Source organism: Limnofasciculus baicalensis BBK-W-15 (assembly GCF_024178385.1).
Lineage (GTDB): Bacteria > Cyanobacteriota > Cyanobacteriia > Cyanobacteriales > Coleofasciculaceae > Limnofasciculus > Limnofasciculus baicalensis.
Window position 1 is genome coordinate 1 of record NZ_JAMZMM010000059.1, and the last position, 21,687, is coordinate 21,687.

Genomic DNA, 21,687 nt, shown 5'->3' on the forward strand with positions numbered 1-21,687 from the left:
TTGCTCATGAGCCACTGACTCACGGCGTGCGACTCTGTATGCGAGTGTTATCATATAAGGAGCTGTTTGGTGTTTTTTTGTTTTTGTTGGTTATTTGTTGTTTGGTGTCAGTTCACTTAAGTGCATTGGTGAAGCACAAAAGGCAGGCGTAGCACCGCAATGAGTTAAACAAATAACCAACCACCAACAACCAACAACCAACAACCAATAACAAACAACCAACAACCAACAACCAACAACCAATAACCAACAACCAACAACCAACAACAAAATGACAACAAAATGACAACATCTACCTCAAACCCCACTCCAAAAAAACCACTCCCCACTCCCCTTGAATGGTTATGGGAAATTCCCTTATCATTTCTATCTTTTATATTTTCCAGAATCTTAAAAGTAGTGATGCAAAGTTTAACTGGGGTTTTCTCCGCATCCAACGCACAAGAATCTCCAGAATGGCAACTGGTATCCGCTAAATTCCTAGAAAAACCTGTTAAACTCCTGTGGGCGATGAGTCGCGCTCGTTGGAATTTACACGCCATGGTTTCCATTGTTGGTCCTTTGGAGGTAAAAGAAGTAATTAGTATTGATATTACTTCTGCCCAAAAATCAGCCAAATCTTGGACAGTTGTACTCTATACTACTCCTTCATTTGACACTATCGATAGTTTTAGCTCTCTAACTGTATCTGGTGAGAATCAATGGGAATCATTTAAAGTTCAGCCAGGAAGATATTTATTAGGATTGCGATATTATCACTGGACACCAACGGTAGAAGTTCCAACCGTTAAAGTAGATGGGGTAAAAGTGGTTGAAGCTAAGACTATCCCAGCACCTCGTGATGTCAATGGTTTTTACCGCGACTTAATTCAACGGAAAACCTTCCTCCATGTTTGGTTAAATTATTATGTTTTTAGCCTCTTGCGCTTTAAACAGTGGTTGCCTGAGAAGTTTGTCAAAGATGTTTTCTTGCCCGTACCCAATCCAGAAACTAGATTTTATTACGGGGCAGTCAAACCAGGTGAGGTAGTCAAGTTTGAATTAAATCCCGAATTAGTAGCAAATTACTATATTTATTATAGCTTATATAGTCGAGAATGTTTTCCATTAGATTGGTATCCCATTAGTGAATCAGCACATAAAACAGCAGTTAATCAAGAGAAATCTCTTTATATAGTGCGGATTCATCCCAAGTTTTCTAAAGAGGCAGAGTTTAAGAATGAATGGGTAAATATTAACACTTGTTCTGATATTTGAGGTATCTAATAATGACGATTGCAACTTCAAGCATAGCCGAACAAAGAACCGTACTTAGAAACATTAGTTGGGAAACCTTTGAAACTTTACTGGAAGAGACAGGTGAAGATAGAGGTTCCCGATTTGTTTATGACTGTGGTACTTTAGAAATTATGACACCTCTTTACGAACATGAAAACCCGAAAATTCAGTTCGATCGTTTTATTTTTGCTTTAGCTGAAGAAGTGGATATTGGGCTTAAAAGTGCTGGCTCTATGACTCTGAAGCGGAAATCGGTTAAGCGAGGCATAGAACCCGATAATTGTTATTATATTCAAACAGAACCAATAGTTAGAGATAAGCAAGAATTAGATCTAAAAACAGATCCGCCACCTGACTTAGCCATCGAGATTGATATTACCAGTAGTTCAGTAAATAAGTCAAGCATTTATGCGGCATTAGGTGTAAATGAAATTTGGCGATATAATGGAAGAGTTTTGAAATTCTATCAATTAGTAGATGGAGAATATATTGAGTGTGAATTTAGCATAGCTTTCCCATTGGTATCAGTGACGGAAATCAGCAGATTTATTGAACAGCGAAAAACCATGGGAGAAATTGCATTAGTAAAATCTTTTCGCGCTTGGATTAGAGATAAAATAGTCCAAAATACTGGAGATAAACACTAATGAATCAACGACGTGAATTACCTGATTGGAAACAAATATATCAGGAAAAAGAAGCCGAAACCATGGCTTGGTTTAACCCGGATTTAGATGCTGATCTCGATTTAGCATTAACAAAGCTTAACCTGAAAGCGGGAACAGTATTGGATTTAGGTACTGGTCCCGGTACGCAGGCACTGGCATTAGCTCAACGCGGTTTTCAAGTGACAGGAACAGATATTTCAGATGCGGCTATTATTCGGGCAAAAGGTATCGCCGCCGAAAAGGGATTGGATATCGATTTTAGACAGGATGATATCCTTAATAGTAAGTTAGATCAAAGCTTTGATATTGTATTCGATCGCGGCTGCTTTCACGTATTTCATGAGGAGCAGAGACAAGATTATGTTCGCACTGTCAGCCGTTTAGTGAAGCCGAAAGGTTATTTTCTTCTCAAATGTTTTAGTTACTTGGAAACTCGCCCAGATGGTCCTTATCGATTTACTCCAGCAGAAATAGGGGATATTTTTGAGGGTGAATTTAAGTTATTTTTGGTTGAGGATACTGTGTATCAAGGGACGATGGAGGTATTTCCTAAAGCTTTATTTTGTGTGTTGGAGAAAATTTGAATTAGAGGGATGGAAAAGTATTCCGATAACTAATTTAAGTTATGCTGTAAAACCAGCTAAGGCGAGTGATAGTGTGTTTGATGAACTAGCTGAATATATAGTAGCGGTGTCATAAATATTTAGAGTCTATCGAAATGAGAATTAACAGCGCTGAAGCGCTTACTACTAACAGCAAGAGAGATAATATATTAGATATCACCGCATCCTATCTCACCGAATCAGTCGCCCCCTTAGCCTCACAAATCGACACCAATCCAGAATTATTGAAAGAAGCATTAACAGGAATGGGCAATCTATCCTTACTCGCCCTAAAAGTTCCCCAAAGTTGGGGAGGTGCTGAAGTTAGCGAAACAACTTATTGGAAATTCCAACAACTAGTAGCACGTTATTCTGGTGCTTTAGCATTCCTCCAAACTCAACACCAAAGTGCAGCAGGATTCCTGATTAATAGTGAAAATCAATACTTAAAAGAAAAATATCTTCCCTATATGGCTAATGGCAAAATCTTAGTCGGTGTCGGATTCTCCCAACTGCGACGTGCAGGAGAACCCTTAGTCAAAGCAATACCCATATCGGGAGGATATCAACTAACAGGAAAAGTACCTTGGATAACAGGTTATGGTTTCTTTCAAGACTTTATTATAGGCGCAACACTTCCAGATGGAAAGGAGATTTACGGCATAATCCCATTCACTAAAACACTCCAAAATACCCAAAATAATATCCCCACGTTAGTAGTAGGCGCTTCAGCGCCATCTCCCCAAATTACATTTAGCGAACCCATGGAATTAGCAGGAATGGCATCAACAAATACAGTCACGGCTATTCTAACCGATTTGTTTTTACCAGAAGCACAAGTTATTACTACTAGAAAAGCCGGAGCAATTCACGAAAACGACAAGAAAAATATTCTGAATCACGGTTTTTTTGCCCTAGGATGTGCTAGGGCTGGATTAGATATATTAGAAGCTACTGCTGAAACTAAAAAACTAAGTTTTATTAAAAATGCTTTTGACTCTCTAAATGATGAATTAAATCGCTGCGAATCAGCTATGTTAGATGCCTTATCTCCAGGTGACAAATTATGGGAACAACGATTAAAATTGAGAGCTTGGGCTATTAACCTAGCGGTACGCTGTGCTAATGGAGCGGTAACAGTTTCTAGTGGTGCAGCCAATTATAAATATCATGCAGCACAGCGAGTATATCGGGAGGCATTAATGTTTACTGTTGCAGGGCAAACTACTGATGTTATGGAGGCAACTTTGAAGTTGTTGTGTAATAGTTATTAGTTGTTAGTTGTTAGTTGTTTGAAAAACCAATAACCAATAACCAATAACCAATAACCAATAACCAATAACCTAACGCCCCAAATCATGTAATGCGTGAATTGCCGCTGTACACTCTTGAGTTAAAGCTTCTAAATCTTCTCTTTTCGTTGAATCTGTAGGATAAATTAACTTGCCAATCCGTACAGTTATCGGGACAGATTTAGGGATGGCAGAGTCTTTTTGGATAATTGCCTGAGTGCCCCATAAACTCACAGGTAACAGAGGAACTTTTGCTTTTGCTGCAATTAATGCTGCGCCCAATTTTGGGTTGGAAATTCGGGCATCGGGAGTGCGAGTACCTTCTAAGAATACGCCCACACCCCACCCTTCTGATAAACAATCAATCGCGGAACGAATTGCGCTGCGATCCGCCGATCCTCGCTTGACTGGGTAAGCCCCATATAACTTAATTGCTTGCTTTAATACGGGGACGCGAAATAATTCTTCTTTTGCCATAAAGGCCACGGGGCGGCGGACACAATTTGATAAAATAGGTGGATCGAAGTCACTGGCGTGGTTACTGACAACTAGCAATGGTCCTTCCATTGGCACATCTTCTCCACCATAAATCCGCACCTGAAAGTAAACGTGGAGCATGGGGCTGACTACCGACCATTTTAAGGCGTGGTAGAGGAGTAGACTGGCAAAGGGTTCGCGGTTGTTTGTCTCCAAAATCTTATTAGTAAATTCGAGTGGACTTTTTTTATTAGGGTATCATAGTGTGGATGGTGCGTTAGCAAAGCATAACGCACCCTACAGATGGAGGCTTTGCGTAAGTCGTGTTCCGGTTAGATTCTTAAGTAGCTATATCAGCAAGACTGCTAATATTTTCTAACACTAACTTAGGACAGATCCTTTTGATTAATCCTGTGAGAACTTTCCCTGGACCAATTTCTACCACTTTCTCAATCCCTTCCTCTGGTAACTGTAAAGAAATTTCACGCCAGCGGACATTGCCAGTCATTTGCTGTTGGAGGCGATCCTTTAAAATAGAAGCGTCAGTCGCTGGTAAAGGTTCCACATTTGATAATACTGGAATCTCCGCATCCCTAAAAGAAACAGATGCCAAAATTTCCTGAAATTCGGCGGCTGCGGGTGCCATTAACGGCGAGTGAAATGCACCGGATACGTTTAATTTTACAATGCGTTTGGCTTTGACTTTCCCTAATACTTCTTCCACCGCCGTTGGTGTTCCAGAAATGACCACTTGTGTGGGACTATTATCGTTGGCAAGTACTACATCATCAGTTTGCTGAATTTCTGCATCAAGCTGTTCCCGGTTAAAGCCAATTAAAGCCGCCATCATCCCGCCAGCAGCACTATCCATCAATTCAGCGCGGCGTTTGACGAGATTTAAGCCTGACTCAAAGTCGAAGACTCCGGCAACGTAAAGGGCTACATATTCTCCTAAACTGTGCCCTGCAACTAAATTTGGTCGATTTCCTCTTTCCCGGATTAAGTCAGCAAGAATGGTTTCGACGACATAGAGACTGGGCTGAGTGTAAATGGTATGGGAAAGCTTATCTTCCTGACTTTGGCAAATTTTCAGGACATCCCAGCCTAGTATTTCCTTGGCTTGCTCGAATTTAACTTTAGCTTTGGCTTCAGTAGCTAAATCTACTCCCATCCCAATGGCTTGAGAACCCTGTCCGGGAAATACCCATGCGGTTTTAGTCATCTGTTATTTGTTGTTTGTTATTGGTTGTTGGTGATTGGTTTTTTGTCCAGAATCCAATTATCTGCGATCGCGTGCCATTTTTATCTCCAGATTTCCGTCAAATCCAAGACAAATCCCGGTAAAATATCCTCTCCTGACAGCGTAGTGGGATTTTCTAATACTTCCACTTCTCGATATTGACGATAGATTTCCACCTTTCGGTTTTTGCGATCGATCAACCAACCCAAACGCGCCCCATTATCCATGTACTCGGGCATTTTTTGCCGCAGGGGTTCCATCTTGTCCGACTTAGAGCGCAATTCCACTACAAAATCAGGACATAGTGGTATAAAGCCATCTTGTTCCTCAGCGCTTAGTGCTTCCCACCTTTCCTTTGTCACCCAAGCCGCATCCGGTGAACGATTTGCGCCATTCGGTAAGTCAAATCCGGTAGATGAGTTAAATCCTTTTCCCAGCTTAGTTCGACGATTCCAAAGCCAAAGCTGTCCTTCGATGTCAAAGTTACGGTTTCCCGTAGTACCACCTGTTGGCGGATTCACTATTAATTCTCCTCTAGCTGTCCTTTCTAACTGTAATTCTCGGTTAGCTGCCGCGAGTTGTTGGAATTGCTGATCGCTAACCTTGAAGGTGGGAGGGATTGCGATCGATTGTTCAGTCAAGATTGCCACCTCCTTTAATAACGTTGCTTTCAACTACATTTTAATTGATCTCTCGCACCATTCAAGATCAATTTGAGGTACGAGTAAATGGTATTATCGTTTAGTTTAGCAAAAATTTGAAGGTTGGCAGGGAATAGCTTAATCATGATTGCAGTAGCGATTTTAGCAGCAGGTAAGGGTACGCGGATGAAATCGGATTTACCCAAGGTATGTCATACTTTGGGTTCGGTTTCTATGGTGGAAAGAGTTCTCCGCAGTTGTTTGGCACTGGAACCTGTCCGGTGTTTGGCGATTGTTGGGTATCAATCTGAATATGTAAAAGAATCTCTCAATGGTTTTACTGGCATAGAATTTGTGGAGCAAAGGGAGCAGTTGGGAACGGGACATGCGGTTCAACAACTTATACCTCATTTAGATGGATTTAGTGGGGATTTGTTGGTGTTGAATGGTGATGCGCCTCTGTTACGGATTGATACTCTTAAGCAGCTATTAACTACTCATAAACAGAATAATAATGCTGCGACAATTTTGACGGCGCAAATGCCTAATCCATTTGGTTACGGACGAGTGTTTTTTAATGAGGGTAATCTAGTTAAGGAGATTGTTGAGGAACGGGATTGTACGCCTGTGCAAAAGGAAAATAGTCGGATTAATGCGGGGATTTATTGTTTTAATTGGTCGCAATTGGCGCAAGTACTGCCTAATCTACAAAGTAATAACGATCAGAAGGAGTATTATCTGACTGATGTGGTTAGCCTTTTAGATCGGGTGATGGCAGTAGATGTGGCTGATTATCAGGAAATTTTGGGTATTAACGATCGCAAACAGTTAGCTACTGCTTATGAGATTTTACAACGGCGGGTAAAAGATGATTGGATGAGGGCGGGAGTCACAATTATCGATCCAAATAGTATTACGATTGATGATACGGTGCAATTACAACCAAATGTAGTTATTGAACCCCAATCTCATTTAAGAGGGAATACTATTATTGGTGCTGGCAGTAGAATTGGACCGGGAAGTTTAATTGAAAATAGTCAGTTGGGACAGAATGTGAGGGTGTTATATTCTGTAGTTAGTGATGCTGTGGTTAAAGATGGGAGTCAGATTGGTCCTTATACTCATTTAAGGGGTAATGTGGAGGTGGGAGAATCTTGCCGTGTTGGGAATTTTGTGGAATTGAAAAATACTCAAATCGGAGATCGCACTAATATTGCTCATCTCTCTTATATTGGGGATGCGAGATTGGGAAATAAAGTTAATATTGGTGCGGGGACAATTACAGCTAATTATGATGGGGTGAAGAAACACAAAACCGAAATCCGCGATCGCACTAAAATTGGTTCTAATAGTGTGTTAGTTGCCCCTGTAACTTTGGGAGAAGATGTAACGGTAGCTGCGGGTTCGGTGGTAACTGAAAATGTGCCAGATGATTCTTTGGTAATTGCGCGATCGCGTCAGGTGGTTAAACCGGGTTGGCGGATGACATCTTCAGGGGATGAATCGCCGAGTTGAAAGATTCTCCTTTTGGAGTTTAGCGGTTGAAATGGCTGCGATCTGCTTTGCAGCAGCGCAAGCTATCTCAAGTCGCATTATTGCAGCAATTTTCAAGTATGTGGGGTACAGAGAAACCCAGTTTCGCCAAAGTTACCCGGTTTCTCGAGTGTACTTCAGAAACCTGCAATCTGCTCTAGCGATCGCAAGTGATAAAAAACCAAAAAGATGGTAAAATATTCTGAGTGTGAATAGACCAAAAGGAGTGTTCGCAATTATGACCCAATCTACACCAACTAAAATTGTTCGTCGGGGCAGAATTTTTCCCGAAATTCAATGGTCACCCGAAGAAAAAGCCAGACGAAAAGCTGAGGAGGAAGAATTTCATCGGCGTTGTCGGGCAATTTTTGAGCGAGTTCGTCCTAAGCTTATTGAGGAGCGCTATGGCTGGTATATTGCAATTGAGCCAGATAGTGGAAATTATTTTATCGATCCAGATAAAGAAATTGCTCATAAAAAGGCACGTCAGGAACACCCAAATGCGATCCACTGTATGTTTTGTCTGAATGAAACAGGGGCAACTGGCAGAATATGATTGAGGGGAGGTTTGGCAGCAAAGGTGAACTATTTTTTGAGATTGAGTTAATAGCGGGGGATGGCTTAAATTTTCCTGTTGAGGCAATGCTCGATACAGGCTTTACAGAATTTTTGGCAATTAATCAGCAAGATTTAGAGGCTTTAGGTTGGCGTTACCTTGATAAAGAAGAATTGCAAACGGCACAAGGATTATCTACTTTTGATATTTATTTAGGCAAAGTGCTGTTGGATGAACGGGAGTTTGAGATTCCTATTTCTGTAGGAAATGAAATTCAAGAGATTTTATTAGGTTCCCAATGGCTAAAAATATTTGATTTAGTGGTAAGGTATCGAGAAGGTGTATTGAGGTTGGAGTAGGGCAATTTATAAAATCAAACTACAGCAGTTTTTCCGTACAGAGAAACCTGGTTTCTTAAAGAAACCGGGTTTCTGAGGTTGACTCTGCCCTTAAAATTTTATAGTTGCTAAACGCTCCTGAAGCATTGTAGGAAATTGTCCGTAGTATTTTTGATTGAGTGGGGAAGGATGAGGTAATGGCATGAGATTTATTAAACGTTCCTGTATTTTACCTTCCTCTTCTTGGGCAGAGATATTAATTTCTATGGTAGCACTGTAGCGATCCTTCCTTTCAAAAAATGTCTTCAATGTGCCTTTAGGGGCGTAGGGTTCAAACCAGTTAAATGCTTCATTGCCAAGGGTGATAATGTTATTTCCTTGCCAATGAAATACTAAAAATTGTTCGATAAATGGACGGAATCTTTTCTTAACTGCTTGAGTATAAGCTTTGTTACCTGGTGGTTTGTAGGGAACGGTATTTGTGAGAATTACATGTTGGAGAATTGCTTGTAATTCTTGAGGATTAGTTGAATCTTTCCCATAAATAGCACGATATAAACCTTGACGTACTAGTCTTCCTGCTGCACCGTAAAGAGGTTGTTGTGCGTGGATTTCATCTTTCCCTAAGTCGCGAGCAAAAAAGCAAAGTGAACTTGCGAGATTACCTCCATAAAGAATAGGCATCAATGGATCTAATCCAGCTTCTTGATAAATGGGTTCATCTACAGGAAATGATTCTCGCTGTGCTTCTTGATGGATTTGGGCAATTAATTCCTGAATATCTGACATAATTGGTTCTTGGTTGGTATCTCTTGTATTTAGTATAATAATCTTTAATTGTATCTGGGATTTAGTCCCTCGATCTAATTGTAATCTAACTTAAGTTGCCAGAGTAGGAGTAAGGCTAGGGTAGCATAACACGCCCTAGAGATGGAGGCTTTGGGTAAGTCGTGTTTAATAACATCACAAATGTCGCCAACCCGTTATATATGATATAAATACTATTGAAGATACTAGCCAACTTATGTCTAACAGCACCCTCGGTGGGCGTTATCAGATTGTTAATCATTTGGGCGGTGGAGGATTTGGTCAAACTTACCTCGCTGAAGATTTGCATTTACCAGGTAATCCCCATTGCGTAGTCAAGCAACTCAATCCTCAATTCCAGGGAACATCATTTGGGAAAGAAGCGAAACGTTTATTCGATCGGGAAGCTCAAGTATTGTATAACTTAGGTGGGGATTTCCAAATTCCTCGACTTTTAGCTTGCTTTGAGGAAGAGGGTGAATTTTACTTAGTTCAAGAATTTATTCCCGGTAATGATTTAAAACAGGAAATTGAATCTATTCAGTCTTTAAATGAGAATCTAGTTATTGAATTATTGCAAGATATTCTGGAAGTATTGATTTTGATACATCAAGAGAATATTATCCACCGCGATATTAAGCCAGCAAATATAATTAGACGAGAAACTGATCATAAGTTTATTTTAATTGATTTTGGAGCTGCCACACAAATTAATACCCAAAAATCAAGCTCTCCCAGTTATAGAAGCATGACAATTCCTATCTGTACTCCTGGTTACACTCCAGAAGAACAATTGAGAGGAAAGCCTTGCTTTAGTAGCGATATTTACGGATTAGGAATGACTGCTATTGAATCTATTACAGGGTTACATCCCCTAGATATTCCAGAAGATTCTAAGAGCAGAAAACTGATCTGGCGGGACAAAGTTCAGGTTAGTTTTAGTTTAGCCAATATTTTAGATAAAATGGTTTCCTATGACTTCGGAAAGCGTTACCAATCAGCTCAAGAAGTACTGGACGATTTGGAAAAGCTGAACGGAGGAAATAAAACAGCAATAAATATAGGGAATAACCGATTAACTGCGACAATTAAATCTATTAATAGCCGACTGCGATGCCCGGTTTGGGTGAAGCCATCGCAATTCATTCAACCCGCTATAATTTCCTTGTTATTAGTAATAATTTGCTTAACTATCTATTTGATTTCCCAGTCATGCTTAAACAAATTCAGCAATAAAAAGTTTTGCCAAGTATCAAATGTTCCGTCTGGAATCTTCAGCTATGGTGGGAGTACAGTTTGGGTATCTATTCGGAAAGAAATAGATCCTGTAATTCAGAAAGAGTTGCCTAATTTTCGCTTGCGTTACACCCAACCGGATGGAGAGGTTCCTAGTTCCCATGCAGGTATCCGGATGTTGTTAAATAATCAAATAGATTTTGCTCAATTTTCTGTATTAATAAATGAAAAAGAGTATCAGATGGCAGGGGAAAGAGGTATTCGATTCAAACAGATTCCGGTGGCAATTGATGGGGCTGGTATTGCCGTCCATCCTAGCTTAAATATTGCGGGTTTAACTGTCGAGCAATTCCATAAAATTTACGCAGGTAAAATTACTAACTGGAATCAAATCGGGGGACCAAACCTAGAAATTACACCCTATGGCAAAAAAGATCGGGACTTTGGCAACCATATTATATTTGTACCAACGACAACTGAAGCATTTCGCCAATTAGCTAATAATCCCGGAGGAATTTATTACACTTCAGCAACATTAGTATTATCTCAATGTAGCGTTAAACCATTACCAGTTGGACATAATATTAATACATTAGTTCCACCCTATAAGGAACCGTTTGTACCACTTTCTCAATGTCCGCAAAAGTATAACAAACTGAATATGAAAGCTTTTGAAACTGGTGAATATCCTCTGAGTCGTCGATTATCGGTGGTGATTAAACAGAATAGTCAAATTGAAGAAGAAGCTGGGGAAGCTTATGCTAATTTGTTGTTGACTAATCAGGGACAAGAGTTGTTGGAAAAGGTGGGATTTGTGAGAATTCGCTAGGTATCGCAGTCGCCCGTGTTAGGGAATCCAAAAATGCCAAAACCCATTCATAGCAAGCTTTTTACTTTTGACTTCTGCTATAATAGCTAATGGTTAATTGTGTTTCTCTGATTCCTAGCTTTTAGCGATACTCAGCTACTGAGTCAATCATTGAGTCAAATAATGAGTCAAATAATGAGCTGTCAAGCCTAGATGAATAGTGGCAAACTAAAGGTGTAGTAAGTAACCTTTGCTATTAATATGAACGCTATTTCATTTAAACAAAGTATTTGTGCTGGATTCATAATTCTTTCTTCCCTGACTATTCCTGCAAGCAGTTTGGGAGTGACTGTGGGGCAAGTACCCAATCCCAGACAAATTAATGGCGGATGGGTAACTGATATGGCAGATTTACTGACTCCAGAAACGGAAACCCAAATCAATCAGATGATTTCTGAAGTAGAAGCAAAAAATGGTACGGAAATTGCTATAGTCACTTTACCTGATATCGCACCATCTGCTACTGTCAAGGAATTTACAACTGCACTATTTAATTACTGGCATATTGGTAAAGCTGATCGAAATAACGGGGTGTTATTTTTAATTTCTCAAGGGAATCGTCGTGTAGAAATTGAAACAGGTTCTGGATTAACAACTATTTTGCCAGACGATCGAGTTAGCAAGATTATCCAAGAAGAAATTGTCCCTTCATTAAAGCAAGGTGACTATAATAGTGGGACTTTATCTGGAACTAAAGCGCTAGTATTAGCCTTAGAAAACGATAGTACAATTGTCTATTCTAGCTTCGATTCATCTTCGAGTTATCAAATTATTTGGTACATTTGCCTCTTGGTAATCTTTGGTGGATTTATTGTCACTATAACAGGAATATCTCGCCGTAAACTTAAAAAAACAAAATCAAATTTGGTTGCTATTCAAAATACTAATAGTAGTCAGGCAAATCTGAAAAATAAGAGTTGCAATAACAAGTATCAATCTAGTTTTCCTCCTAGTCGCCAATCAAAGATAGACAATCATTCAGATAGTAGTAGCTTGGAAATTGAGATTAGCTATATCGATACTTCTGATAGTAATATCGATACTTCTGATAGTAATAGCGATACTTCTGATAGCTATAGCAGTAATTCTGATAGTAATAGCGATACTTCTGATAGTAATAGCGATACTTCTGATAGTAATAGCGATACTTCTGATAGTAATAGCGATACTTCTGATAGCTATAACAGTACTTCCGATAGTAGCTATAACAGTACTTCCGATAGTAGCTATAGCAGTACTTCCGATAGTAGTTATAGCAGTACTTCCGATAGTAGCTATAGCAGTAGTGATTTTGGAGGTGGTTCGAGCTACGGCGGTGGTGCGGGTGGAGATTTTTAATAACGTAAGTTACTAGTTACAAATACTAGGGATTTAACTTAATTCGCTCGTTTCTTGACATACTTCTTGACAATTGGCTGTAAAGTGTAAATAATATCGTTTCCTTCTAGTTGCCTTTGGATAAGAGAACGACGTTCGAGAGATTGCAGTGCTGCCATTATATCTGAAGTAGATACCGAACTATTTAATTTTAGTTTAACTAAAGAAGATGGTTCCGTAGCTAATTGAAACATGAGTTCTTTTTGTAAACTCGATAATCGTTGCCAGGAAGTATCTAAAATTAACTGAATATCTCCAATAAAAATAGTCTCTAATTTCAAGAAATCTCCAACTTTACCAACAAAATATTTTTTGATATAACTTGAGATAATATTTAATACGAGGGGATTGCCGCGATAGATTTTCAATAGGTGCTGCCAACAATTCTCATCTGATAATCCTTTGGATTGAAATAGTTGCCAAGCGGCGGCATTATTGATATCCGATAAAAGTAATGAGCGAACCTGTGGAGTCTCTTCTTCTATCAAAGCAATCTCATTAAGTTGCTCCCGACTGGTGAGGAGAATACAACTCTGATGGCGTTCTTTTCCTACCCGTTTAATTAATTCCCCGAAACTCTCATATCCTTCTTTATAAGACTCACTCATTTCTCCAGAATTGAGAATTGCCTCTGCCCCATCTAAAATTACCAAACATCGGTGAGATTTCATATAATCAAGGAGCTGGGAAACCGCATTACCAGAATTATTGGATAACTCAGTAACCTGTTTATTAGAGAAAAATTTAATTAACTGTGTCAAAAGATCTGGAACCGAGGAACAATAACGAAGGGATCTCCAGATTACATAATCAAACTCATTCTGAATCTTATCTGCCAACATCACAGACAAAGCCGTTTTACCAATTCCCCCCATACCCAAAAGAGATACTAACCGACATTTATCATTTATAATCCATTCATGTAGGTGATTTAGTTCTTCAGTACGTCCATAAAATGCCGCCATTTCCGGTGCTTCACCCCAATCTTCTTGAGCAGAAATATCAGAAACTTCTAATTCTTCATCTGTACTGCAATCGAGAATATCTTCCCAATTACTAATCCCGACAACTTGACAAATATTAATAAAACTCTCAGACTGAATTGGTATCCCGCGCCAAAACCGTCTCAAAGTTGCCTGGGTGGTTAAAGCATCTTGCCACCAAGCCACCGTGACTGTTTTAGTCCAACCCTTCTTTTTTCTCGCTTTATCAACAATTTCCAGCCCTTGTGCCGATGCTTTCAGTGCCATAATTTTCCTATATCATAGTTCTTGCTTAATTTTGACTCATCTTGAGACCAATGGGTGGAAATTAGTCCCTTCCCGGTCTAAAAATACCTATGTTTAAGGGAGCAGGGGGAGCAGGAGGAGCAGGGGAAGAGAAGAATGGGTAATCTTCTGGCTGTTGGGGAATTTCAACGATCAACTCAATGGTGGTGATAATGAGAGACATTTCTGAGTCAAAGAGTGAGTCAAAGAGTGAGTCACAGAATGAGTCACCGATATCCAGGCTCTTGTGGCAAGCTAAGAGTATGAGAAACGCACGTAAAAATCCCCAAATTCCTAGCTACTCTTTGCAAACTTTGCGGGAACCTTTGCGAACTTTGCGTTTTCAATTAACTCTATGTCAACTCACCAGGAATTAACAATCATGAACCAACAACAACTAGAAATTTACCAACGGATTCAAGCATTTCCTCTAGATGAACCCGATAGCAACCTCCCATTTAGCAAAAAACTAGCACGGGAAAATGGCTGGAGTGCCGAATATACTCAGCGAGTTATCGAAGAATACAAAAACTTTACCTTTCTCGCAGTAGTAGCTGGACATCCGGTATCACCATCAGATCGAGTAGATCAAGTTTGGCATTTACACCTAACTTATACTCATTCCTACTGGGATAAATTTTGTCCCAATATCTTGCAAATGCCATTCCATCATATCCCAAGTAGAGGTGGGAATAGCGAACATGATAAACTCAATGATTGGTACAGCAAAACCTTAGTAAGTTACCAAATTTTCTTGGGAAAAGCACCACCAGCCGATATTTGGACACCCCTAGATATTAGGTGCAATCGCCCTGAAACTTTTATCCGAGTGAATACTCAGGAAAACTGGATTTTACCCCAACCATCGGTAAATTTATCTAAGCTGCGGCTAGTGCGATGGCTACGCCCAACCCAGGCATCACAAATTGCCACCCTGTTATTTTTTTTGACACTAACAGTGACAGGTTGTCAGTCAACATTGACTACTATTCCCAATCCCCTTGATTTCACAGGACCTGAATTTATCTCGTTTTATCTGTTAGTAGCCAGTGCAGTTATTATGTTAGCTTTTTGGCTACGGTGGTATCTGCGAAAACCAGAAAGCAAACAACCTGATGGAGCTAATTCACTGGATGCCTATGAAATAGCCTATTTAGCAGGAGAGAATGAGCGTGCCGTGGATGCAGCAATTGCTAACCTTGTTCAAAAAGGACATTTAAAACTACTCAATAACAATTTAGAATTGGGTACTCCCTTACCCAGTCACAGCCATCAATTAGAACAAGAAATCGTACAATCTATCTCAATTAATGGTAAGCCAGATCGCATCCGGCAAGCTGTTAAATCCACTACTAAATTAATAGCAAAACGATTAGAAGAGGGTGGGTTTTTGGTAACTTACAGCCAAGCCCAGATTGCCCAAAGATTGCCAGCACTTTCAGTAGGGATGGTATTACTATTAGGAATTGCCAAGATTTTTGTAGGCATCTCTCGCGGAAAACCAGTAGGTTTCTTAATCTTCCTCTGTGTTATCACCGCCCTATTTGCCTTTGGTTTCTTAATTAAACCTTACCGGAGTCGTTATGGAGATAGCACCTTGGCTAAATTGGAAAACAAATATCAGAATCTGAAAACACCAAGCGCCTCAGAAAACTATGAATTAGCCTTAGCATTTGGCTTATTTGGCAGTATAGTTTTAGCAGATAGCGCCTTGGCAGACTTAAAGAATTTGTTAGTACCACCTACGACTACAAGTAGTGGTGGCGGCGGTGATAGTGGCGGCAGTAGTTGTGGAGGTGGAGGTGGTTGTGGTGGTGGCTGCGGTGGCTGCGGTGGTGACTAGAGTTAAGGATAATGACTTTTTCCAGAAACCCAATTTCTCTAGCAATCCTCAATTTTATGTACAATGAAAATTGTGTAGAGATGTTACATATAACGTCTCTACATGTCAGGAATCATCCAGGATTGTTATAATAGAAGAAAGCAGAAGAAAAAACGCAGGAACAAGAGCTGAAATATAGTAACTGCGATTTTGGGAGGGAAGCTAATTATGCAACCTAGACTCTCAACTATTCTGATTAACACTGCCATAGCTGTCATTCTATCTCAAGGAAGTTCCTTTCTGAATCAGAGAGATTACGTGGTATTATCTCAACCAATCAAAGAAACTGTACCGCAATTATTAAAATACAGTCAAGAGGGAAAAGACAAAGAAGCCGAAACCTACTTACATCGGGATTTTGAGCGCAGTTACAAGGAGAGTAGAATCGAGCCAAAATACCCGATTTCACCAAGTGAATCAAATAGTGAGTCACAGGATGAGTCACCAAGATGGAGTATTTGATGGCAAACTAAGAAGATGGGAACCAAGTTCATCCCAGAAATTGAGACTAGGTGGGCGTAAACAATTAAATATACGAGCTAGCCTTATCTATATACATCACTTTTGAGGAAAACCATGACTACCAGGATTCAGTCAAACCATTTACCAGCAATCCAGTTTCAATACATTATTGGCGGGATTATTACCCTACTATCTCTAACCATTATCTCCAAAGCATTTACCATCATCAATCCTGGAGAAAGAGGCGTAGTCATGCACTTCGGTAAAGTACAAGATGTCATTCTTGATGAAGGGATTCACCCGATTATTCCCATAATGACATCAGTCAAAAAACTGAATGTCCGCGTGCAAAAAACGGATATCGAATCGGCAGCAGGTACTAAAGACTTACAAATCATTACAGCAGCAGTCGCCTTAAACTGGCATATCGATCCCAGCCAAGTAAACAAAATTTACCAACGGCTAGGTGACGAAAAGCAGATTATTAATACTATTATTATACCAGCCATGACTGAAGTTCTCAAAGCAGCCACACCTAAAAAAACAGCAGAACAAATCCTGAAAGAGCGGGATAATCTCAAAACAGAAATTGACAATAATATTAAATCTAGACTTGCTAAGTATGGGTTACAAGTAGATGATACTTCCTTAGTCAATATCGGTTTTTCTTCTGAATTCACCAAAGCAATCGAAGCTAAACAAATTGCGGAGCAACAAGCCCTCCAAGCAAGTTATGTCGCCGACAAAGCCAAGCAAGATGCAGAAGCCCAAGTGAACCGCGCCAAAGGTGAAGCCGAAGCTCAAAAACTAGTGAGAGAAACCATTACCCCACAGCTACTACAAAAGCAAGCAATTGAAAAATGGAATGGTGAATTTCCCCAAGTTATGAGCGGCAATGGTGCGCTACCATTTATCAATATTAGTCCATCAAACCTAACTGCCCAACAGAAGTCCAATCCATAATGGGTATAAAATAATAGAAAACATGTGAACAATCCCATCCTCCAAAATCCCCAAGTCTGGAATATTCCGATTCAGACTAGACTGTTTTGCCCTCTTCCCCAACCCCTCTCTCTCAAAAAAAAAGTAATTAATATAACTTAACAAATTCACCAACGGCTGAAAGTGGCTTAACTTCGTTAATTTTATTAAGATTAATTCTCAATACTTGACGAATTTGCGTCGTTTCAGCTATCATGGTCCAATAATCCAAAGGAGGGCTAATAACCTTTTTCAGATTTGACACCAGATTCCCATCGCGACTAAGATTTCGGGTAAATCACAATTAAGTTTTGGGGATTTCGGTTCTTCAGGATGTGGGATGGCATCGCCCTTGGTAAAATTGAGAAAATAGGTGAGATGGCACTAACTACTTCCCTCTTTCAGTACCTCTACCAAATCGTGTCTCCTGCAAAGCACTACCAACTCCCTGAATTATTCCCCGTACAATTAAACCAATTCCTCTCCCCAATACTTGTGTCAAAACATAAACAATACCTTTCCCCAGCCAAGCAACAATCCCTTGCAAACGGGGCGCGATCGCATCCCGAAACTCAGATGCAATTGTTACGGCTAACCCAATACCTCTCAATTGTTCTAATTCCTGTCGCCGAGGAGAATAGATGCTAATTTTTTTAATCCCCATATCGCTGATAACAAATAAATCGTAGCGACTCTCGAAAATAGCTATTGGCTCATCTACTAATGAGTATCGTCGATATTTCCATGATAGATTATTTCTAAATCGGGCAATTTCTCTCGATGAGATTAAACTGCGATCGTAAAAGCTTTCCTTGATTAATTCTCGATCCGCAAAGCGATTTAATAAGGGTTGTATAACGGCATTTGCCACTTGAACAATTAAGTTTTGTTCCAGTATTTCTCCTCGCTCTATCGCTTCAGGTGTCCCCGCAGAATAGGCAACATTATCAATCGTTAAAGGCGCATCAAATAGTCGATTTGCTAATAATTCAACCACTAAAGGGATTTTATCTAGAATCGCAGGTTGAACCAAAACCGCATCTTGCAGCAAAATATTAACAATTTCTAGATCCTGGTTGCCTATGGGCAGAGTATAATACTTTCCAAAAAAATCAGTTAGTGAAACTTGCCACAAATCTTGTAATAAACGCGATCGCTTTTGAGTAAGCTGTTCTATTGTTAACTGAGCCAACCGCAAATCCTCCAGCATTTTCTCAAACTTTTGCCGGACTATATACAGCAAGTCGCGTTTTTTGTCAAGTTGGAGAATATCAATTTCTAAAGGAATATTAGTTAAATTTTCTAGGCTTGAGTAATAAGTAAAAGTCACATTCTGTAGCGGAGATGAGTTATTAGTTGTTAGTTGTTTGCTATTAGTTGTTTGTTGTTTGTTGTTTGTTGTTTGTTGTTTGTTATTGAGTTGTTTTTGGTTATCTCTTCTTATTCCTGGTGGCTGATTACTAACTACTAACAAAGGATTATTTTCATCATCAATTGGTAATAACTGACTTACCAGCCAACGCGCCACCATAAGCTCTCTACGTCGTCCACTCCAAAATAGCCAATCTAGACTAGAGCCATGGCAATTTTCTAACTGAGAATTTACCTCTGCCAAACTACCTACAATTTGCCGCAATCCCGACTGACGTAGCTGGTGATACCACTTAGGAGGAGGTACAGTAAAAGTTATTCCTGGTGGTGGTGTGGGTAACATCTGCCAATAGAATTTACCTCCCCTCAACTGACGGATAGCTTCTACAATAATTGCAATCCCACAGCCCTTGGGACAATAGCCCTCAATTCCCAACTCTTTGGCAGCGACTAGTTGGGCAGATTCAGATACAGTCGCTAGCAATAAAATGGGCAATTCAGGATAATTAGCTTTGATCTCCTGACATAGAGATAATCCCGATAGTGAATTGGAGTTAGTCCAACCAAATAATAATTCCAAAACCACCAAATCCACACCATTAAACCGTCGTAGACTATCCAACCTGGCGATCGCATCTGCACCACCATCGACTTCAGCCACAACTTGCAAATCGGGAAACCTTTCCAGTGCAGAAATCAAACCTAATCTAAAAATTGGGTCATCATCAATTAGTAAGATTTTGGTAGTTGGTGGTTTGTTATTGGTCATTTGTTATTGGTTGTTGGTTGTTGGTTGTTGGTTGTTAGTTGTTAGTTGTTGGTTGTTAGTTGTTTGTTTTATTCCCCACTCCCCGGAATAGTTCTCAGTCTTGAGTTCTCATTTTTCAATTAAAACTCAAAACGGACTTCGTCCCGCTTCGCTAACAAAACTCAAAACTCAAAACTCCCCCATTAATTTTGCTCCGTAGTAGTAATTTGAGATTGCCAAAGAGCGATCGCATTTTGGGCTTCCTGATAAAGGGAGCGTTCCGGAGGAATCTGAGCAGCAGTAGCAATGGCTGCGTCAAAACGTCCTTGAGCAGCCAGAGCATTAGCTGCTTCGAGAATTGGACGATCTTCAGTCGCCTGAATTTGGGCAATCCATTGGGTTATTTCCTGTTGAGCTTGAGAATATAAGGCTCGATTGGCACGAATTTGGGAGGCGGTAGAAATGGCTCCCGTCAAATCTCGACGCTGGGCTAATGCCTTTGCTAAATCTAGGATCGGGCGATCTTCAAGGGTTTCAATTTGTCGATTCCATTTAGCAATTTCATTTTGAGCAGCCAAGCGGAGGGGTTGATTTAGCTTAATTTGACTTGCTTGGGCGACTGCAGCTTTTAATTGCTCTATATTTCCTGCCGCAGCAATCTGTTGGGCACTCCTGAGCGTCTTGCGATCTTCAATTGCCTGAATTTCCTTGCGCCACTGAGCGATTAGCGACTGAGAAGTCAGGCGTTGAGGACGATTTGGTGCAATTACAGAGGCTTGCTCGATTGCCATAAGGAGGGTTGTTTCTTGTCCAAAACTAGCAGTAAAGCCCGCTAGTTTTAACTGGAGATAGTCTTGCAACTGTTCCTCCCAAAGTTTAGCAAAACTTACCGATGATGAGTATACTTTGCTCTGGCGAGATATCTGCCGGACTGTAGAGAGAGAATCTACTAAGGCTAGCAGATTATCTGGTTTAACTGAATGAGCTGCACGCCCTAAGTGAATCCAGTCTTGGGCTTCCTGATACAAAGAAGTGTTGACCGGAATTCGCCCTGCTACTGCCACCACCCCAGGAAAATCTTGGTTTTGAAAGAGTGTTTTGCCAATATCGAGTAAAGTGCGACTCCACTTAGAAACTTCTGCTTGGGCTTGGGCTTTCACATAGCTATTGGGATTAACCTTTGTTGCTTTGGCGATTGCCTCTTCTAGTTGCTCTACTTCATTTGACTGGGCTAAATCCCGCGCCTCCTGTAACTCTTGCCAAGCTTCTTTTTCTGCCCCCAACTGTTTCATGGCGATATCGACGCGGGAGATACTCCAGTATTTATAATTCATCCGCGAAAGTGCCGTAATCAGCTTGGATGCCTGAGTCCAGTTTTGCACCACCAGAGCATCCTTAAATTGACTTAGCATCAGCTCACCTTGTTGCCAGTCTTTTTGCCAGGTAGCAATAGTAGCTCGCGCTTCCCCATACAAAGGACTCTTGAGGGGGATTTGCTCCAGGATTTGTACAGCTTGGGATCGATCTCCCCCTTCAATTTGCTGTTTGGCGATCGCTATAATCGTCTTAGACCATTCTTCAAGCAAACGCTGAGATTCTGAGTAAAGAGGGTGTTGGCTCGGCCAATTACCCACGATCCGAACTGCAGCCACTAGCCGATCTAATTTCCCGGATTCAGCCGCTTTCTGAGCGCAGTATAAGCGATCTCCATCAACTGATAGACCAGAGATTCGTTGGCAATCGACAGGAGGTGGCAGTTTAGTCAGGAATATCACACCGACAGCGAGAGTTCCTCCCACCAGGGAAAAAACAATCAGCCAAAACAGCCACCAGTTTGACAAACGCCTCTGGTGGCGTTTTTGAGGAGGAACCATAACCGAGGGCACAGAAGGTTGAGCTTTCCTCTCAAAAATCGATGCCTGATAGTTTCTCACCAGTCGGATGAGGCTTTTGCGTCCCTGATGTTTACGAAATGGCAGGGGAACTTGGACTTGGGATTGGTGTAATTCTCGTTTGACCACAGATACGCAGTTGGTGAGAGGTTAGGGGTTAGGGGCTAGGG

20 protein-coding genes are annotated in these 21,687 nt (G+C 40.5%); 12 read left to right on the top strand and 8 right to left on the bottom strand.

From position 1 onward, the window contains the following. Positions 1–112: 112 nt before the first annotated feature. Positions 113–292 (bottom strand): hypothetical protein, encoded by a 180-nt coding sequence (locus NJ959_RS08390; RefSeq protein ID WP_254011307.1) that lies wholly within the window; start codon positions 290–292, stop codon positions 113–115. Here NJ959_RS08390 and NJ959_RS08395 point away from each other — a divergent pair. The 4 genes from NJ959_RS08395 (at position 283) to NJ959_RS08410 (ending at position 3,822) form a co-directional block, all read left to right on the top strand. Beyond that, the gene (locus NJ959_RS08395; protein ID WP_254011308.1) at positions 283–1,257 is read left to right on the top strand and encodes a DUF6208 family protein; all 975 of its coding nucleotides are present in this window, start codon (positions 283–285) and stop codon (positions 1,255–1,257) included. The two genes, NJ959_RS08390 and NJ959_RS08395, sit on opposite strands and share 10 nt — an antisense overlap. An 11-nt stretch (positions 1,258–1,268) precedes the next feature. Beyond that, positions 1,269–1,925: a Uma2 family endonuclease gene (locus NJ959_RS08400; protein ID WP_254011309.1), complete on the top strand. Its 657-nt coding sequence runs from the start codon at positions 1,269–1,271 to the stop codon at positions 1,923–1,925. Continuing rightward, complete coding sequence (locus NJ959_RS08405) at positions 1,925–2,530, top strand: class I SAM-dependent methyltransferase (RefSeq protein ID WP_254011310.1); 606 nt, start codon at positions 1,925–1,927, stop codon at positions 2,528–2,530. Before NJ959_RS08400 ends, NJ959_RS08405 begins: the two co-directional genes overlap by 1 nt. Positions 2,531–2,664: 134 nt before the next feature. Further along, a complete protein-coding gene (locus NJ959_RS08410; protein WP_254011311.1) occupies positions 2,665–3,822 on the top strand; it encodes an acyl-CoA dehydrogenase family protein in 1,158 nt (385 codons plus the stop codon). Positions 3,823–3,891: 69 nt separating this feature from the next. Here the strand turns inward: NJ959_RS08410 and NJ959_RS08415 are convergent, their stop codons facing one another. The 3 genes from NJ959_RS08415 to NJ959_RS08425 form a co-directional block, all read right to left on the bottom strand. Beyond that, positions 3,892–4,533: a lysophospholipid acyltransferase family protein gene (locus tag NJ959_RS08415; RefSeq protein ID WP_254011312.1), complete on the bottom strand. Its 642-nt coding sequence runs from the start codon at positions 4,531–4,533 to the stop codon at positions 3,892–3,894. Between the two features lie 124 nt (positions 4,534–4,657). Continuing rightward, on the bottom strand, positions 4,658–5,539 hold the full coding sequence (gene fabD / locus NJ959_RS08420) for an ACP S-malonyltransferase (RefSeq protein ID WP_254011313.1): 882 nt from the start codon (positions 5,537–5,539) through the stop codon (positions 4,658–4,660). Positions 5,540–5,619: 80 nt separating this feature from the next. After that, positions 5,620–6,198: a Uma2 family endonuclease gene (locus NJ959_RS08425; protein ID WP_254011314.1), complete on the bottom strand. Its 579-nt coding sequence runs from the start codon at positions 6,196–6,198 to the stop codon at positions 5,620–5,622. A gap of 144 nt (positions 6,199–6,342) precedes the next feature. Here NJ959_RS08425 and glmU point away from each other — a divergent pair, with 144 nt between their 5' ends. The 3 genes from glmU (at position 6,343) to NJ959_RS08440 (ending at position 8,646) form a co-directional block, all read left to right on the top strand. After that, a complete protein-coding gene (gene glmU / locus NJ959_RS08430; protein WP_254011315.1) occupies positions 6,343–7,713 on the top strand; it encodes a bifunctional UDP-N-acetylglucosamine diphosphorylase/glucosamine-1-phosphate N-acetyltransferase GlmU in 1,371 nt (456 codons plus the stop codon). Positions 7,714–7,969: 256 nt separating this feature from the next. Next, a complete protein-coding gene (locus NJ959_RS08435) occupies positions 7,970–8,287 on the top strand; it encodes a hypothetical protein (protein WP_254011316.1) in 318 nt (105 codons plus the stop codon). Beyond that, positions 8,284–8,646, top strand: coding sequence for an aspartyl protease (locus NJ959_RS08440; RefSeq protein ID WP_254011317.1), 363 nt, complete (start codon positions 8,284–8,286; stop codon positions 8,644–8,646). The genes NJ959_RS08435 and NJ959_RS08440 overlap by 4 nt, the downstream gene beginning before the upstream one ends. A gap of 90 nt (positions 8,647–8,736) precedes the next feature. Here the strand turns inward: NJ959_RS08440 and NJ959_RS08445 are convergent, their stop codons facing one another. Next, entirely contained in the window at positions 8,737–9,414 is a 678-nt protein-coding gene (locus tag NJ959_RS08445; RefSeq protein WP_254011318.1) for a uracil-DNA glycosylase family protein, read from the bottom strand. 235 nt (positions 9,415–9,649) lie between these two features. Between NJ959_RS08445 and NJ959_RS08450 the strand changes: the two genes are divergently transcribed. Further along, positions 9,650–11,497: a serine/threonine-protein kinase gene (locus NJ959_RS08450; protein WP_254011319.1), complete on the top strand. Its 1,848-nt coding sequence runs from the start codon at positions 9,650–9,652 to the stop codon at positions 11,495–11,497. A gap of 240 nt (positions 11,498–11,737) precedes the next feature. Continuing rightward, on the top strand, positions 11,738–12,874 hold the full coding sequence (locus NJ959_RS08455; protein WP_254011320.1) for a TPM domain-containing protein: 1,137 nt from the start codon (positions 11,738–11,740) through the stop codon (positions 12,872–12,874). Positions 12,875–12,912: 38 nt separating this feature from the next. On the opposite strand, the gene NJ959_RS08460 is transcribed toward NJ959_RS08455, so the two are convergent. Further along, the gene (locus tag NJ959_RS08460; RefSeq protein WP_254011321.1) at positions 12,913–14,163 is read right to left on the bottom strand and encodes an NB-ARC domain-containing protein; all 1,251 of its coding nucleotides are present in this window, start codon (positions 14,161–14,163) and stop codon (positions 12,913–12,915) included. Between the two features lie 400 nt (positions 14,164–14,563). On the opposite strand from NJ959_RS08460, the gene NJ959_RS08465 reads away from it, so the two are divergent. The 3 genes from NJ959_RS08465 to NJ959_RS08475 all read left to right on the top strand — a co-directional run bounded on the left by NJ959_RS08465 (position 14,564) and on the right by NJ959_RS08475 (position 17,488). Beyond that, positions 14,564–16,024 (top strand): TIGR04222 domain-containing membrane protein, encoded by a 1,461-nt coding sequence (locus tag NJ959_RS08465; protein ID WP_254011322.1) that lies wholly within the window; start codon positions 14,564–14,566, stop codon positions 16,022–16,024. Positions 16,025–16,231: 207 nt separating this feature from the next. Further along, positions 16,232–16,525: a hypothetical protein gene (locus NJ959_RS08470; RefSeq protein ID WP_254011323.1), complete on the top strand. Its 294-nt coding sequence runs from the start codon at positions 16,232–16,234 to the stop codon at positions 16,523–16,525. Positions 16,526–16,639: 114 nt separating this feature from the next. After that, positions 16,640–17,488, top strand: a complete 849-nt coding sequence (locus NJ959_RS08475) for a prohibitin family protein (protein ID WP_254011324.1) — start codon at positions 16,640–16,642, stop codon at positions 17,486–17,488. 406 nt (positions 17,489–17,894) lie between these two features. Here the strand turns inward: NJ959_RS08475 and NJ959_RS08480 are convergent, their stop codons facing one another. Together NJ959_RS08480 and NJ959_RS08485 are read right to left on the bottom strand one after the other, a co-directional pair. Next, on the bottom strand, positions 17,895–19,646 hold the full coding sequence (locus NJ959_RS08480) for a DUF3685 domain-containing protein (protein WP_254011325.1): 1,752 nt from the start codon (positions 19,644–19,646) through the stop codon (positions 17,895–17,897). A 182-nt stretch (positions 19,647–19,828) separates the two neighbouring features. Next, positions 19,829–21,646: a hypothetical protein gene (locus NJ959_RS08485; RefSeq protein WP_254011326.1), complete on the bottom strand. Its 1,818-nt coding sequence runs from the start codon at positions 21,644–21,646 to the stop codon at positions 19,829–19,831. Positions 21,647–21,687: the final 41 nt, after the last annotated feature.

What these genes read in the sequence shown, in the direction of transcription:
- NJ959_RS08395 (WP_254011308.1), top strand. Translation starts at nt 283, where the DNA reads ATGACAACATCTACCTCAAACCCCACTCCAAAAAAACCACTCCCCACT.
- NJ959_RS08480 (WP_254011325.1), bottom strand. Translation starts at nt 19,646, where the DNA reads ATGACCAATAACAAACCACCAACTACCAAAATCTTACTAATTGATGAT.
- NJ959_RS08450 (WP_254011319.1), top strand. Translation starts at nt 9,650, where the DNA reads ATGTCTAACAGCACCCTCGGTGGGCGTTATCAGATTGTTAATCATTTG.
- NJ959_RS08390 (WP_254011307.1), bottom strand. Translation starts at nt 292, where the DNA reads ATGTTGTCATTTTGTTGTCATTTTGTTGTTGGTTGTTGGTTGTTGGTT.
- NJ959_RS08475 (WP_254011324.1), top strand. Translation starts at nt 16,640, where the DNA reads ATGACTACCAGGATTCAGTCAAACCATTTACCAGCAATCCAGTTTCAA.
- NJ959_RS08405 (WP_254011310.1), top strand. Translation starts at nt 1,925, where the DNA reads ATGAATCAACGACGTGAATTACCTGATTGGAAACAAATATATCAGGAA.
- glmU (WP_254011315.1), top strand. Translation starts at nt 6,343, where the DNA reads ATGATTGCAGTAGCGATTTTAGCAGCAGGTAAGGGTACGCGGATGAAA.
- NJ959_RS08410 (WP_254011311.1), top strand. Translation starts at nt 2,665, where the DNA reads ATGAGAATTAACAGCGCTGAAGCGCTTACTACTAACAGCAAGAGAGAT.
- NJ959_RS08445 (WP_254011318.1), bottom strand. Translation starts at nt 9,414, where the DNA reads ATGTCAGATATTCAGGAATTAATTGCCCAAATCCATCAAGAAGCACAG.
- NJ959_RS08435 (WP_254011316.1), top strand. Translation starts at nt 7,970, where the DNA reads ATGACCCAATCTACACCAACTAAAATTGTTCGTCGGGGCAGAATTTTT.
- NJ959_RS08455 (WP_254011320.1), top strand. Translation starts at nt 11,738, where the DNA reads ATGAACGCTATTTCATTTAAACAAAGTATTTGTGCTGGATTCATAATT.
- NJ959_RS08400 (WP_254011309.1), top strand. Translation starts at nt 1,269, where the DNA reads ATGACGATTGCAACTTCAAGCATAGCCGAACAAAGAACCGTACTTAGA.
- NJ959_RS08470 (WP_254011323.1), top strand. Translation starts at nt 16,232, where the DNA reads ATGCAACCTAGACTCTCAACTATTCTGATTAACACTGCCATAGCTGTC.
- NJ959_RS08465 (WP_254011322.1), top strand. Translation starts at nt 14,564, where the DNA reads ATGAACCAACAACAACTAGAAATTTACCAACGGATTCAAGCATTTCCT.
- NJ959_RS08460 (WP_254011321.1), bottom strand. Translation starts at nt 14,163, where the DNA reads ATGGCACTGAAAGCATCGGCACAAGGGCTGGAAATTGTTGATAAAGCG.
- fabD (WP_254011313.1), bottom strand. Translation starts at nt 5,539, where the DNA reads ATGACTAAAACCGCATGGGTATTTCCCGGACAGGGTTCTCAAGCCATT.
- NJ959_RS08440 (WP_254011317.1), top strand. Translation starts at nt 8,284, where the DNA reads ATGATTGAGGGGAGGTTTGGCAGCAAAGGTGAACTATTTTTTGAGATT.